The organism is Vibrio sp. 11986-1-5 (assembly GCF_963878025.1).
Taxonomy (GTDB): domain Bacteria; phylum Pseudomonadota; class Gammaproteobacteria; order Enterobacterales; family Vibrionaceae; genus Vibrio; species Vibrio injensis.
Genome location: NZ_CAWNVW010000054.1, coordinates 26,448 through 39,932, shown reverse-complemented (window position 1 = coordinate 39,932; position 13,485 = coordinate 26,448). Strand labels below are relative to the sequence as shown.

Sequence of the window (13,485 nt, the reverse complement as noted above, 5' to 3'; positions counted from 1 at the left end):
AGGCCTCAAGATGCTGTACTAAAACGCAAACCGAGAGTGCTCGATTTGAGTCGGTGTCTTTTTTTGAAGCGCAAGAATACCAGAAACTGGTCAAACCTTTTAATACTATTCCGTCATGTCTGGTGATTGTCTATTAGGGTTTTGATTTGTTTCATGATTCCTGATGAGAAAGGCGCTCGATTTTTATCGGCGGTGAAGTAATCAAAAAAGCAGCAATCCACTTTGCTTTTGATTAATTACTGGATATACTCACAGTTGACTGTATAAAAAGACAGGTGAGTCATGAAGCCGTTAACGCCACGCCAGCAACAAGTCTTCGAGCTGATTAAAAGTAAAATCGAAGAAACCGGAATGCCCCCCACTCGTGCTGAAATTGCTCGCGAACTGGGTTTTCGTTCAGCCAATGCAGCCGAAGAGCACTTGAAAGCCCTCGCACGCAAGCAAGTGATTGAAATTGTTCCCGGAGCTTCCCGTGGGATCCGCATTCTGTTAGGGGCTGCCAATGATGCAGAGCAAGATCTTGGTTTACCTTTGATTGGCCGAGTTGCGGCCGGTGAACCGATCCTCGCACAAGAGCACATCGAAGCCCATTATCATGTTGATCCGAGCATGTTTCGACCTCAAGCGGACTTTCTGCTCCGAGTTCAGGGGGAGAGTATGAAGGATATCGGTATTATGGATGGTGATTTGCTTGCGGTTCATAAAACTCAAGATGTACGTAATGGCCAAGTCGTTGTCGCTCGTGTTGAAGAGGATGTAACGGTCAAACGTTTAGAGCGCAAAGGGGCTAAAGTATGGCTGCATGCTGAAAACGACGCTTTTGCACCGATTGAGGTCGACTTGACCTGCCAAGACTTGGCGATTGAAGGGATTGCGGTTGGGATCATCCGTAATACTGATTGGATGTGAACACCTTTCAAACGTCACGCATTAGCTTGCTAATCTAATTGATATTCATTATCATCTTTTTTATGGTGACATAAGGAAGATGATAATGCCCTCTAAGTACACTCATTCATCACCACGTTATCAAGTACCCACTCGTTTAGTGCAGCCACTTTGGTTGCGTAGTCGTGAAAGCTTAGTCGATGATGGCTTAGTTTATGATCCGATAGCCGCTCGTGCCTGTCAGCGTTGTCATCTGGCACCAGATTGTCTCGCGGGCGATATTCCCCAAAAACAGCTCTTACATGTTACGTTAGCTCGACTGTGTGATCAGCAAATACATCGCTTTTTAGCGACTCATCCAGATGGATGGATCATTAATGTTGGCGCTGGTTTAGACACACGTTTTTATCGAGTCGATAATGGGCGCTGTCACTGGGTGGAAGTTGATGTGAGTGAGCATTTGTTGTGGCGGCAAAAACTCTTTCATCGTAGTGAGCGTTATCAGCATTGCTGCGGTAGTGTTGATAATATTGACTGGTTAGAGCGGTTAATCATTCCTGATTCGGCTCCGATATTTATCTTATGTGAACATGCATTATTAGATTGCCATGCAAGACAGCTTTCCTCTTTTATCCGCGCTTTAGGGCTGCATTTTGTTAATGCTCGCGCTTGTTTAGTACTGGCTGGTGATAAAACCATGACTCGTCTAGGACAAAAAATGGGTTCCGGTGATTACCAACATGGTTTTGCCAAACCTGATCAAGCGATACTTAATGCTTTGCCTTGGGCACATAGCGCCTTACTTTTGTCGCCCCTTGACAGGCATTGCCATCGTTGGAAACTTTGGCAACGTTTGGTGAGTAAAATCAACGGATTCAAATATCGCCTAACCCCCGTGGTGGTTCAAGTGCGTTGGTAATATGGCTTTATTGGGATTGACGCTCATTGATCTCTGTCCGTCGTCATAATTTGGGAATGCTGGTTATTTTCGGTACACTGGACGACTGATTTTAAGAGGGTTTCTCTGTGGCGTCGCTAGTCCAAATTCTTACCAACCGCACCATTCATCGTCAAGTCTTACTGCTTTCCATTCCTATGGTGTTGTCCAACATTACCATTCCATTGCTTGGCTTGGTCGATGCGGCGGTGATTGGCCATTTACAGCACGCATGGTATCTCGGCGGCGTGGCGCTTGGCAGCATGCTGATCAGCGTTTCTTTCTGGCTATTGGGTTTTTTACGCATGTCGACGACCGGATTAACAGCGCAGGCTTATGGCGCTGATGATCCGAAGCAACTGGCCTTAGTTTGGGTACAGGGCATGCTAATGTCTCTTGGCTTTGCAGCCGTATTTTTAGTACTGCATCGTTTGATTGGCGAGGGGGTTTTTGCTTTAAGTGAAGCCAGTGAGCAAGTGAAACATTACGCTCAGCAATACTTTATGATTCGGGCTTGGAGTGCTCCAGCGGTATTGATCAACTTTGTATTGCTTGGTTGGTTATTAGGAACGCAAAATGCTAAAGCGCCAATGTGGATGGTGATCATTACCAATCTGACCAACATAGCGCTCGATGTCCTGTTTGTGCTTGGTTTTGGTTGGAAAGTCTCAGGTGTCGCATTGGCTTCTGTGATCGCTGATTACCTCGGTATGGCTTTTGGTTTATGGTGTGTCTGGCGTTTTTGGTGTGCGAAAGGCTTACCATCACCTTGGAGCTTATTGTCACAAAGTACGCAAGGGATCAGTCGTTTTGTACGCTTGAATCGTGACATTTTCTTGCGGTCGTTATGTTTACAGGCTGCTTTTAGTTTTATGACTTTTCAAGGTGCAGCTTTTGGCGATCAGGTAGTGGCTGCGAATGCAGTGCTGATGAGCTTCTTGATGATGATCTCTTACGGCATGGATGGTTTTGCATACGCGATTGAGGCGATGGTGGGCAAAGCGGTAGGAGCGAAAAGCCCGTCGCAACTTAAAGCTTCTATCATTGGCAGTACGTTTTGGAGTTTGTTAATTTGCCTTGGGTTAACGGCCGTTTTTGCGATCTCAGGGTCTAACTTGATTGGTTTCATTACGTCTATTCCAAGTGTACAACAGACCGCGCAGGAATATCTGCCGTGGTTAGTCGCGATGCCGTTGGTGGCGATGTGGTGTTTTTTACTCGATGGGATATTTATTGGTGCCACGAAAGGGCGAGAGATGCGTAACAGCATGTTTATTGCCGCCAGTGGTTTTTTTCTGGTGTTTATACTGTTTTCTGCTTGGCAAAATCACGCTTTATGGCTGGCAATGTTAACGTTTATGGCGCTGCGCGGACTAAGTTTAGGTTGGGTATTAAAGCGACAGTGGCAGCGAGGCGATTTTCTCTAACTCAGGAAGAGACAGCTGAAACTGACGACGACTTTTTTGTTTAAGCCGTCGTCGTCAACCATTGTTAAAATAAACGGTTTAATCCATTCAGTGCGGCAACACGATAAGCTTCAGCCATGGTGGGGTAGTTGAAAGTCGTGTTGACAAAATAGTCGATGGTATTGGCAGGGCCTTTTTGTTCCATAATCGCTTGTCCAATGTGGATGATCTCCGCTGCTCTCTCTCCGAAACAGTGGATACCCAAAATTTCTTTGCTATCGCGATGAAAGAGAATTTTTAAACTACCGATATCTTTGCCGGAGATCTGCGCGCGCGCTAAATGCTTAAATGAGGATCGTCCTACTTCGTAAGGGACTTTCGCTGCGGTGAGTTCTTGTTCGGTTTTTCCAACTGAACTGATTTCTGGGATGGTATAGATACCCGTTGGGATATCTTCGATCAACTTATTTACCGCTTGGCCTTGAGTAATCGCTTGGGCGGTAAAACGGCCTTGATCGTAAGCGGCACTGGCAAGGCTTGGGTAACCAATCACATCCCCAACCGCATAGATGTGCTCAACATCGGTTTGATAATTGTGGTTGACGGTTAATTGACCACGAGCGTCTGCGGCGAGACCAACCGCGGATAAATTCAGTTGATCGGTATTACCAGTACGACCGTTAGCGTATAACAAACAGTCCGCTTTCATTTTTTTACCGGATTTTAAGTGGACAATCACGCCATCATCAGTGCCTTCAATTTTTTGATGAGTTTCATCATTACGAATGACTACGCCACTGTTCCAAAAATGGTAAGAGAGCGCATCAGAAATCTCATTATCTAAAAAAGCCAATAAGCGATCGCGAGTATTGATCAAATCGGTCTTTACACCTAATCCTCGAAAAATAGAGGCGTATTCACAGCCAATCACCCCTGCGCCATAAATAATAATATGCTGCGGATCGTGCTTTAAATTTAAAATCGAATCGCTGTTGTAAATACGAGGATGGCTAAAATCGATATCATTCGGTTGGTAAGGGCGAGATCCTGTGGCAATCACAAATTTATCGGCTTGATAATGTTCGATGCTGCCATCGTGTTTATGGACCGCGATAGTGTGAGGATCGATAAATTCGGCGCTACCAAAAATTAAACTGCATTGGTTTCGGTCATAAAAGCCTTGGCGTAAGCGGGTCTGTTTATCGATAACAGTTTTTGCATGGCCGAGAATGGATGAAAATGTGGCGTGTATGCTAGTATTATTTTTACAAAACAATGGGTTGCTATTAAATTCAATGATTCGGCTAACGGCGTGACGTAAAGCCTTGGAAGGAATGGTTCCCCAATGAGTGCACCCACCGCCGACGGTGCTTTCCTTTTCTATGATCGCGACATTCATGCCAGCTTTGGCTAATCCCATTGCTGCGCCTTCTCCACCCGGTCCGCTGCCGATGACGATAACGTCAAACTGGTGCTTTTGTGTCATAGGATATCCTTGTTGTTATCGATGCTTATCAGTGCTGTAGCGAGATTGTAACCGATAGTGTTGCTAGGTAAATCCCATTTCCCTGATAGGGTGTTTAGGATCACGACATTTTATAGGATAGCGGCTGGAGAATTTAAGTGTGGTATTTTTGTGTTGTTAAGCCATTGAGAAAATGCTCACATCACAATACAGGTGAGGATCGACAATAATGCCTTTCGCGTTATAGTATGCGGTTGATGATGGGGTTATGAGAATAGGTTCAGTATGAAATCCACAGGAATTCGCGCATTACAAAAAGAAAAAACTCGTCGTTCTTTGATTGACGCAGCATTTAGTCAATTGAGCGCGGATCGCAGCTTTTCTAATTTAAGTTTACGTGAGGTCGCGCGTGAAGCTGGGATTGCTCCCACCTCTTTTTACCGTCATTTCAAGGATATGGATGAGTTGGGACTGACCATGGTTGATGAAGGTGGCTTACTGCTACGTCAATTGATGCGTCAGGCTCGACAGAGAATTGTTAAAGAGGGCAGTGTGATACGTACTTCAGTCGAAACCTTTATGGAATTTATTGAAAGTAGCCCCAATGTTTTTCGTTTGTTACTGCGCGAACGCTCTGGGACCTCTTTTGAGTTTCGCGCCGCAGTGGTACGTGAAATTCAACATTTCTCAGCTGAATTGACTGAATATCTGATCAATACTGGCATGGGACGAGAGGAAGCGGCGATCCAAGCCGAAGCGTCAGTCACATTAGTTTTTAGTTCAGGTGCGCAAGCTCTGGATCTAGAACGACAAGCGCGTGATGAATTGTCAGAGCGACTGATTATGCAGTTGCGCATGATGGCCAAAGGAGCTCTTTGGTATCGCAAAGAGCGTGAACGTAATCGACTAAAAAATGGGATAGAGTAATGAGTAACGAAACATCACCCACTTCCAATAGTAAAACATTGCTACTTGCTCTGATTAGCGGCATGTGTGGCGATGCACTGTTATCATGGTTGACGATCAGCGAGGTCTCTTTTTCCATCTTTCCATTGATCGCTCTCGTGCTATCGGTACAAATGCTATACCAAGACTATTTACGCCATCCGGTAGCTGAAGATATTCCGTTGGTTGGTTTAGCCTGCTTTTTTGTTGGGGCTTTTGGTCACTCGGCGTTTATGAAGGCTCAATACCCCGACTCCGGATCAATCTTGTTCTCAGTGATTGTGGTACTAGGGCTTTTGTGGTGGATCGGTAAAAAGCTCGGCTTTATCGGACGCAAAAATTAACGAGCCTGACGGCTCGTTAATTTTTTATGCTTTACGCTCTAGCATCACACCTGCTTCCATGTGGTGGGTAAATCGAACCTTTAATCCGTCAAAGTCTATAGAGTTATATTTTATAAAATTAACTACATGATTTTTATTGATTTATGTAATCGTGTTGTCCGGTGAAGTCCAAAGCCGTACAATAGAAACTCGACGTTTGCCGTACCCCACGCCGTACCCAGAAATGCAGAGGTTTTCCAACGATGACGAAACGAATCAGTACCAATGCAACGTTGCAAGCATTGAAGCCACAGGATAAGGAATACTCGATCCCCGATAAGAAGGTCGAAGGATTGAACATTCGAGTTCGTCCAACAGGCACAATGACCTGGATCTTTCGTTTTCAAGTAGGGAAGAAACACGAAAAAATCTCTATGGGTCGATACATGAAGATCAAACCAGAGCGCGGGATGACATTGGATCAGGCGCGAAAGGAAGCGGGTCGTTATCGTAGTTGGCTGGAGAATGGTAAGAACCCAAAGGTTGAGTTGGATATCGAGAAACGAGCGCAAGATGAGGCGAAGACCTTTGACGATGCGTTTATTAGCTTCGATGAAAAACGTCTTTCAAAACAGCTTCGTGGTGACCAGTCGAGGACCATTTACTATCGAGATATCAAGCCGATTCTCGGTAGCACCAAATTGGCTGATTTGAGCATATATGACCTCAACCGGGTCTTTGATGCGAAGGTCGATAAAGACGGTAAGCGTATGGCGGGGGCTATCGGGGTTTGTCATAAAATCATCAATCAAGTGATTAACCATGCCCTAGCACTAAATATGCTTGATACTCATCCTGCACCACAGCTGAAAGCAAAAGACGTTGGTGGCGGCTCTAAAGTCACAAAACGTAATTTAAGCTTTTCAGAGTTAAAGATTCTGTTAACGAGTATGCCGTCATGGCGTACAGATCCCTCGAACATCCGTTTAATGCAGTTCCTACTTGGTTGTGGACAGCGTATCAGTGCCGTGCTGGAAATGCGTTGGAGTGAGTTAGATTTTGAAGAGGGAACTTGGCTGTTACCAGCCAGCTCAGAAGAACGACACACTAAAAGCCAAGATGCACGTAAAGTGCCTTTAAGTGGCTATCTTCTGACCCTTCTAAAAGAGCAGCGTGACAGCGTGCCAAGTAAGTGGAAGTTGGTATGGCCTCAGCTAACTGTCGATAAAGTGCAAGAACCTGCGGCAGTACGGGCATTGATCAAACGTAATCTACCTATCGATTTTGAGCGCTTTTCACCTCACGACTTGCGCCGTACCTTTATTAGTCGTTGTAGTGAAATGGGGTTAGATATCGTAGCGATTGAAAAGACAGTCGGCCACCAGCTCCCAGGTATGCTCAGAGTCTATAACCATCATGATTATATCGATGAGCAATTGAAGGTTCTGGAAGCATGGGGTAACAAGTTGCAATCGCTAATGGAAGCGAACGTCCACCCGTTACCTTCAGCTAAGATGGCCTAACTTACCTAATTTAGTCTTTGCTTTACGATCAGATTAACCGTTCGTCATGGAGAGGTGTCTGTTCGGATTGTGTATCGCGTGGTTTAGATTTAGCTGATGTGCGTCCGGTTTTTTCTCGAAACCGCTTTTGTTTCCAAGCCTTCATCATCTTATACATTACCTCATTACTGGTTATGTACCGTTCTTCGTTACGAGATGAATCTTCAGTACTCGATGAACTTTTCCTTTTATTTCTCCGTCTATTTGGGTTCAGTATTTCATCTTGGTGACATGTGAACAAAGTGTCGAGTATGGCAATGTTGCTATTGTAATACTGTGCTGCTGACACTGGTTGTATCAAGTGCGGTAGAAACTCCAGCTTGGATTTGATGTAGTTATAAATCCATATGTTTTGTGCTTTATTTTTGGGTTCTATCCAACTGTAGTTTGGATTCAAGTGATGACTTATGTAGCGCCATTTCTCTTTTAAAATGCCCATGAGCTTTTCTTTCGCAGAGGCTTTTGCATCCCATTGGTCAAAAAAGTCATAGACAAGTTCCAACGCTTCAGCACTGTTGAGCGGTAACTTATTTAATCCTGAAATATGGTATGGGTTTCTTTCTTCATCATCTAAGTGCCGTAAGCAGTAACGTACAGAAAATTCGTAACTAAAAGCTCGCTTTTGATCATCTAACTCGTAGGTTCTTGTTGAAACAAACCTCAGCATTGACCAGACGAAGTAGACCATTCTATCTTCATTTTTTTCGACCCAACGAAAGGAACGGTTGGGCAATAAGTGCTTTATTGCTTGCTCGTTCATCTCTTCTATCTGGCTATCAATCCCCGTATGCACGTTGTTAATTGCCATGTTGATCTTTCGTTGTAACTCTTCTTTATCTTCGCTCTCTACGCTGTATGAGATGTCGGTGTTTTGAGAAATAAAGAACAGGTAGTACTTCAAATACCGCACGTTATTGACTCGAAAGAGTCCTCTCTCAGCTAATTTTTCTTCGTATATGCTCTTCTTGCTCACGATGTTTTTCCGTACGAATAAGTGATGAAATAGAGTATCTTTTACTATGTTTATATTACGTGTTTTATGATTGATTTATGTAGTAAAAAAGTTCCTATATTTTTGTTGGTGTGATTCGTTGTTGCTAGCAATAGCTAGTATTCAGTGCATGATGTTGCTATTTTTCTATGGATTTTACCTATTTTTACTTGCTGCATAAAGTTCGAGTAATCAAGTTGTTCGAATGACTCCCTAATTCAATGAAAAAATACAGGTTAGTAAGGATAAAAAAGAAAAAGATTGCTGGAGGTGTGGTTTGTGACACTGTTATCTCATCACACTGATATGAAGAGTGTTGGTATAGGTAATATACATAACTACCAACTACTAAAATTTACGTTACTCCCTGTGTGTATGAGAGACACACGAATAGGGATAACAACACCATGAATCATCAGTACACATCTGAAGACAAATTCAACAACTACGACCTACCTCAACCAACAAAACGAAAGCAACGATTCTTCTACCGTAAGTTTTACCTCTACAAGATTTCTCAATTGATAGAGAAAGCATTGAAGTATCACTCTAGGCTATCCGTGTTTCGGATAGACTTACACCTACCCGAAGATTTCGATGATTCAGATTCGAAAGTCATCACTCGATTCTTCAAATCCCTGAATGCCAAATTGGACGTAGATATAAAACGTAAAGAGAAAAGCTGGGGAAGGGGGTTAAAGAACAAGACCAGTTACATCTGGGCAAAAGAGAAGAATACCGCTGAGCAGTACCACTACCATGTTGCACTCTTCCTGAACAAAGATATCTATTATCAACTCGGGGATGTAGGAGCATCAGACGGCTCTCTAGCCGACTTGATTAAGCAAGCGTGGTGCAGTGCTATCAAACAGGAGAAACCAGCACTAGTCCATTTCTGCAAAAATGGTGTGTATCGCTTAAACCTGAAAGCATCAGATATTGAACAATCGAAGAATGAGCTATTCAAAAGGGTGTGCTATTTCGCGAAACCTAACTCAAAGGTATACGGAGGGACTATGAGAAACTTCGCTACTAGCTCTTAATCCCCTTAAAAATAACGGTAGTCCCAGTTCCTGTGGGAATCACAACAAACCACAGGAGCTCATTATGCTAAATCAACTCAACGTGGCTCATCAAAGAGCCCACACCATCACTCATGACAGAATCTTCAATGGGAAGCCACTCTATTACTGTGAGGATGGTCTCGTCCTCGAATACCTAGAGAAGATCGACCGAGTGCTGACTGAAGCACTAAACCAATACCCAAGAATCTTTGCTGTTCACATCAACCTAAACCTACCGAGTGACTTTGAGGGAGATTACGTAGCGGTGTTTGCCCATTTCTTTCGTATTTTAGAATCGGAGACTAACGAGCTCTGTAAGGACAAATACACGGGCAGAACTTACCAACACCCACAAACGGTCATTCGTTACATCTGGGCGAAGGCGAATGAATCCACCAGCCAGCATCATCATCTTATCTTGCTCTTTGATAGGGATCTCTTTCAAAACTTAGGTACTGGTCGAGAGGGTTGGGGGCGTTTTCTCTACAAAAAAGTGAGGAAGACATGGGATAGGGTGGTTGAAGCCTATTACAACCAATCATGCTCAGGATTAGCTTATTCCCCTAGCAATAAAGGTTTTGAGCTGTTGTCTGACGCTGAAATGTTCCCGCTACAGTTAAACGAGTTCTTCTATCGCATAAGTCGTCTTGCGAAGCCCATTACCAACTTGAACGATCACCTCAAAAAGAGCTTTGGTTGCAGTCACGACTCACCTTAAAAAAATACAGCGCGAGTAATGCCTATGTCATTCATACAACTAAAAGGCATTACTCATGGCGAATAGAACCCACCTCCCAAGCATTACTCTTGATAGAACTTTTGATGATTACCCGTTGTATTACAGCGACAAGGGGTTATACGAGTCAGCATTGACCTCAATGGTCGATGTTTTTGAACAGGCACTCAGCCAGTTTGACATCACTCTCGCTACACGATTGGACTTATTTTTGCCAGAAGACCATCAAGATACCGACCTCAGTATCCTCAACAATTACTTTAAGCTACTTAAAGAGAAGCTTGGGACGGATTCTCTGTTTTATGTATGGCGTAAGCGGGAAGACAAGGTTCCATCCCACAATTATCGAGTGATGCTGTTTAGTGACTATAGCCAGCACTTTGGTCCCGCTATTTGTTGGGACAAGCGCAATGAATTGGTCGAGCACCTTAAAACGGCTTGGCAAGAAGCGATAGAAAAGCACTACAGCGGCGAAGCGCGTTCATTGGTGTTTTTCAATGACCGAGGCAATTATGGGGTAGGAATGCGTTGTCGTAGCAAAGACGCCAATATAAAGAACACGCTCTTCCACCGCATGAGCAGCCTTGCTGAAGCGTGGCAAGAAAAGCGTTACTGCTTTGGCTCTAGCTTGGAGTAGACCGACTGCATTTTTTTACAGGGGTGGCTTATCACATGGGTATATACAAAGCAGGAGACGATTCCCAGTGAAAATGAGATTTCTACGAATCCAAGACGTGATGTCACTAACAGGGCTAGGCCGTTCAACTATCTACAAGTTCATGGCAGATGAAACCGACTTTCCTAAGAGTGTGCCACTCGGTGGACGAGCGGTAGCTTGGGTAGAAAGTGAAATCGAGGAATGGATGGAATTGCGTCTGAGTATGCGAGACAACCAAGAATCCTTTCAGTAACACAAACATTAAATCACACCATCAACGGGGCGCTGGCTAAGCAAAGTCATGCGCCCTTTTTGCAATTAGAGAGAGATAAAAAATGAGCTATTCAATTTACGTAGACGGTGCTGCACCAAACAACCAACACGGTTGCAAACGAGGTGGCATAGGGCTGGTGGTCTTCAATGAGAACGATGATATCGTCCATGAAGAGAGCATTACCATTGACCGAGAGACAGATTGTGCAGAGCTGGAGTTACTGGCACTTATCGAAGGACTGGAATATGCCGAAGATGGTGATGTCATCTACTCAGACAGTGAGTACTGCGTAAAAGGTTTTAACCTTTGGCTTGATGGCTGGAAAAAGAAAGGCTGGCGTAGAGCCGATAAAAAGCAGATTAAGAATCGACGCCTGTGGCAGACAGTCGATGATCTGCGTTCTGGCAAGTATGTCGAAGTCATTAAGGTCAAGGCACATTCAGGAGTGAGAGGGAATGAGATAGCGGATTCGCTAGCAGTTGATGCTGCTAGAAGTAATATCGATTAATGTATGTAAGGCGGCTTGTGAGCACAATCCAATAAGCCGCTATTACCTGTTATTTGAGTTTTTCTAGATAACATATATCTGAAGGTGGATATGATACGAGATTGTGAGTAGGAAGGAGTGTTATCGACGCTCAGACATAAGTTTCTCCAGAGGTGTGTGCAAAGAATATACAAGTTCAATTAAGAGCTAACTTATTTAGTGTTACTGGCTGACAAAAAGAATTTGATACAACAGTCTAAAATGTTCGCTCTTAAGTTAGTTGATCAATTGGTTGATGATTAACCAATTTCTCTAGATAACAAATGCTACGAAAATCCGATGGTACTCATGGTTATAACCATTAGTCAGCATCATGGGAACAACCATTTGCTACTAAGGATCAAGGTGCCTCTCGGCTCATAGGCTCTATTTTTAATTGCTACCAAATTGGCGTAGTGGCTGCATCGTAAAATTCAATATTTTTACCTCTGACAAAATATCTGTATGCATTAGCCATCGTTTCTCGGTTCCATTCTTGATTTTCATCTCCAAAGATACTTATGAATACTTTGGTTATTTTACTTTGGTTAATCTGGTCGAATATATGACGGTCATTTTCCGCTATTGAGTGTCCATGAATGTATAGAGTGCCCCTTAGTTCACCGAGAGCTTGATAACAAGCATGGAGGTAAGGATTGTGTTTGATCTTTTCTAGTTTTTTTTGATTGGTAGGTTCTGAAACAAATAAAGGGAAATTACCTGCGTCTAGCCAACGCCGAACTTGGTCTACAATCGCATCCCAGTCTTCCGGGTCATAGACTCTTTTGAAGACACTAGAGCCATGGTTATATAGGTGAAGACCACCATGCAAGAAATGCAGGTTTTGCTGGCGCTGTTGCCACTCATCGTGGAAAAAACCATCTTTTTTTCCACACCATGGGTCAGGTCTATGTGGAGCTAGATTTGTTTTGTTTACAGCCCAATAGAGAAGCATGTCATAGTTTAGTGAAAAGACGTTCGAGAATTGCGTTAAGAATTCTCGTGTTGACTCGAACATTTCGTCATCAATTTCATTAGGGCGGTGAGGATGAGTATTGGCAATAACTTCAATCAGAGAGTCTTTGAGTTGTTCTTGGTCGTCTCTAATCTGGTTGATCAGAGCTCTATTGACTTGATATGTTTCACATACCTGTTCTGCCGACTGCAATGCGTGCATTACTTTTTCAAAATCGAAGGTGTTAAAGCGTTCGAAAATTTCTCTTAGTTCTTGGTCACGTTCGCCAAATTGAGCTTCTTCGAAAAGGTTTTCATAGTTGAATATTCGGTTATTCCATGCTCTTGAGAAACCATTAGCGAGAAGTATTGCAGGGCGCTCCCATTCATTTAGCTGAGCTAGAGTGTCTTCAAAAGTTTGTAGCGGCACTAGTGCATCTCTTTGTGTATATTGTTATGCAACTGTATTGTTTTCAAATACTCCAGTCTACAGAGCTCAATCACACAAAAGACAAAAGCGAGCTTGTTTTGCGCTTTAAGTAGGATAGGTTTTTCTAATCGGTAGATTTGCAAAGGGTGAACAGATTTTTGACGTAATAGTCTGTGCTCAAAAATCTAACCCAATAGAGATGAGTGAAAAGTTAGTTGACGCTCGGTAGCTCACGTATCGAAGAGCACACTTGACAACTGTCCAGTATTGAAAACAGAAATTATTCTAATTGTACTGATTTAGTGGGGAGTACTGGCTGTTTCTGA

14 protein-coding genes are annotated in these 13,485 nt (G+C 43.5%); 11 read left to right on the top strand and 3 right to left on the bottom strand.

The genetic code is table 11. The features are described 5' to 3' along the window. Positions 1–282: 282 nt before the first annotated feature. The 3 genes from lexA (at position 283) to dinF (ending at position 3,252) form a co-directional block, all read left to right on the top strand. Complete coding sequence (lexA, locus tag AACS00_RS16165) at positions 283–909, top strand: transcriptional repressor LexA (RefSeq protein ID WP_072670151.1); 627 nt, start codon at positions 283–285, stop codon at positions 907–909. A gap of 79 nt (positions 910–988) precedes the next feature. After that, a complete protein-coding gene (locus AACS00_RS16160) occupies positions 989–1,807 on the top strand; it encodes a class I SAM-dependent methyltransferase (protein WP_110168011.1) in 819 nt (272 codons plus the stop codon). A gap of 107 nt (positions 1,808–1,914) precedes the next feature. Continuing rightward, positions 1,915–3,252, top strand: a complete 1,338-nt coding sequence (gene dinF / locus AACS00_RS16155) for an MATE family efflux transporter DinF (protein WP_110168010.1) — start codon at positions 1,915–1,917, stop codon at positions 3,250–3,252. 64 nt (positions 3,253–3,316) lie between these two features. Here the strand turns inward: dinF and sthA are convergent, their stop codons facing one another. Beyond that, positions 3,317–4,717 (bottom strand): Si-specific NAD(P)(+) transhydrogenase, encoded by a 1,401-nt coding sequence (gene sthA, locus AACS00_RS16150; protein ID WP_072670148.1) that lies wholly within the window; start codon positions 4,715–4,717, stop codon positions 3,317–3,319. 264 nt (positions 4,718–4,981) lie between these two features. Here sthA and fabR point away from each other — a divergent pair, with 264 nt between their 5' ends. The 3 genes from fabR to AACS00_RS16135 all read left to right on the top strand — a co-directional run bounded on the left by fabR (position 4,982) and on the right by AACS00_RS16135 (position 7,487). Further along, positions 4,982–5,623, top strand: a complete 642-nt coding sequence (gene fabR, locus AACS00_RS16145) for an HTH-type transcriptional repressor FabR (protein WP_072670147.1) — start codon at positions 4,982–4,984, stop codon at positions 5,621–5,623. Then, positions 5,623–5,985 carry a YijD family membrane protein gene (locus tag AACS00_RS16140; protein WP_072670146.1) on the top strand — a complete coding sequence of 121 codons (363 nt, stop codon included), beginning with the start codon at positions 5,623–5,625 and terminating at the stop codon, positions 5,983–5,985. Before fabR ends, AACS00_RS16140 begins: the two co-directional genes overlap by 1 nt. A 242-nt stretch (positions 5,986–6,227) precedes the next feature. Continuing rightward, positions 6,228–7,487, top strand: coding sequence for a tyrosine-type recombinase/integrase (locus tag AACS00_RS16135; RefSeq protein WP_110168009.1), 1,260 nt, complete (start codon positions 6,228–6,230; stop codon positions 7,485–7,487). A gap of 28 nt (positions 7,488–7,515) precedes the next feature. Here AACS00_RS16135 and AACS00_RS16130 read toward each other — a convergent pair whose 3' ends face one another. Further along, the gene (locus AACS00_RS16130; protein WP_258306881.1) at positions 7,516–8,499 is read right to left on the bottom strand and encodes a hypothetical protein; all 984 of its coding nucleotides are present in this window, start codon (positions 8,497–8,499) and stop codon (positions 7,516–7,518) included. 425 nt (positions 8,500–8,924) lie between these two features. Between AACS00_RS16130 and AACS00_RS16125 the strand changes: the two genes are divergently transcribed. The 5 genes from AACS00_RS16125 to AACS00_RS16105 all read left to right on the top strand — a co-directional run bounded on the left by AACS00_RS16125 (position 8,925) and on the right by AACS00_RS16105 (position 11,757). Then, the gene (locus AACS00_RS16125) at positions 8,925–9,560 is read left to right on the top strand and encodes an inovirus Gp2 family protein (protein WP_110168008.1); all 636 of its coding nucleotides are present in this window, start codon (positions 8,925–8,927) and stop codon (positions 9,558–9,560) included. 64 nt (positions 9,561–9,624) lie between these two features. Next, on the top strand, positions 9,625–10,299 hold the full coding sequence (locus AACS00_RS16120) for an inovirus Gp2 family protein (protein WP_110168007.1): 675 nt from the start codon (positions 9,625–9,627) through the stop codon (positions 10,297–10,299). Between the two features lie 55 nt (positions 10,300–10,354). Further along, complete coding sequence (locus tag AACS00_RS16115) at positions 10,355–10,954, top strand: inovirus Gp2 family protein (protein ID WP_110168006.1); 600 nt, start codon at positions 10,355–10,357, stop codon at positions 10,952–10,954. A 73-nt stretch (positions 10,955–11,027) separates the two neighbouring features. Further along, positions 11,028–11,228, top strand: a complete 201-nt coding sequence (locus tag AACS00_RS16110; protein ID WP_110168086.1) for an AlpA family transcriptional regulator — start codon at positions 11,028–11,030, stop codon at positions 11,226–11,228. An 82-nt stretch (positions 11,229–11,310) separates the two neighbouring features. Continuing rightward, entirely contained in the window at positions 11,311–11,757 is a 447-nt protein-coding gene (locus AACS00_RS16105; RefSeq protein WP_110168005.1) for a ribonuclease HI, read from the top strand. Between the two features lie 418 nt (positions 11,758–12,175). On the opposite strand, the gene AACS00_RS16100 is transcribed toward AACS00_RS16105, so the two are convergent. Beyond that, the gene (locus AACS00_RS16100) at positions 12,176–13,159 is read right to left on the bottom strand and encodes a DUF4917 family protein (protein WP_110168004.1); all 984 of its coding nucleotides are present in this window, start codon (positions 13,157–13,159) and stop codon (positions 12,176–12,178) included. Between the last annotated feature and the right edge of the window lie 326 nt (positions 13,160–13,485).

What these genes read in the sequence shown, in the direction of transcription:
- lexA (WP_072670151.1), top strand. Translation starts at nt 283, where the DNA reads ATGAAGCCGTTAACGCCACGCCAGCAACAAGTCTTCGAGCTGATTAAA.
- AACS00_RS16160 (WP_110168011.1), top strand. Translation starts at nt 989, where the DNA reads ATGATAATGCCCTCTAAGTACACTCATTCATCACCACGTTATCAAGTA.
- sthA (WP_072670148.1), bottom strand. Translation starts at nt 4,717, where the DNA reads ATGACACAAAAGCACCAGTTTGACGTTATCGTCATCGGCAGCGGACCG.
- fabR (WP_072670147.1), top strand. Translation starts at nt 4,982, where the DNA reads ATGAAATCCACAGGAATTCGCGCATTACAAAAAGAAAAAACTCGTCGT.
- AACS00_RS16140 (WP_072670146.1), top strand. Translation starts at nt 5,623, where the DNA reads ATGAGTAACGAAACATCACCCACTTCCAATAGTAAAACATTGCTACTT.
- AACS00_RS16135 (WP_110168009.1), top strand. Translation starts at nt 6,228, where the DNA reads ATGACGAAACGAATCAGTACCAATGCAACGTTGCAAGCATTGAAGCCA.
- AACS00_RS16125 (WP_110168008.1), top strand. Translation starts at nt 8,925, where the DNA reads ATGAATCATCAGTACACATCTGAAGACAAATTCAACAACTACGACCTA.
- AACS00_RS16120 (WP_110168007.1), top strand. Translation starts at nt 9,625, where the DNA reads ATGCTAAATCAACTCAACGTGGCTCATCAAAGAGCCCACACCATCACT.
- AACS00_RS16115 (WP_110168006.1), top strand. Translation starts at nt 10,355, where the DNA reads ATGGCGAATAGAACCCACCTCCCAAGCATTACTCTTGATAGAACTTTT.
- AACS00_RS16110 (WP_110168086.1), top strand. Translation starts at nt 11,028, where the DNA reads ATGAGATTTCTACGAATCCAAGACGTGATGTCACTAACAGGGCTAGGC.
- AACS00_RS16105 (WP_110168005.1), top strand. Translation starts at nt 11,311, where the DNA reads ATGAGCTATTCAATTTACGTAGACGGTGCTGCACCAAACAACCAACAC.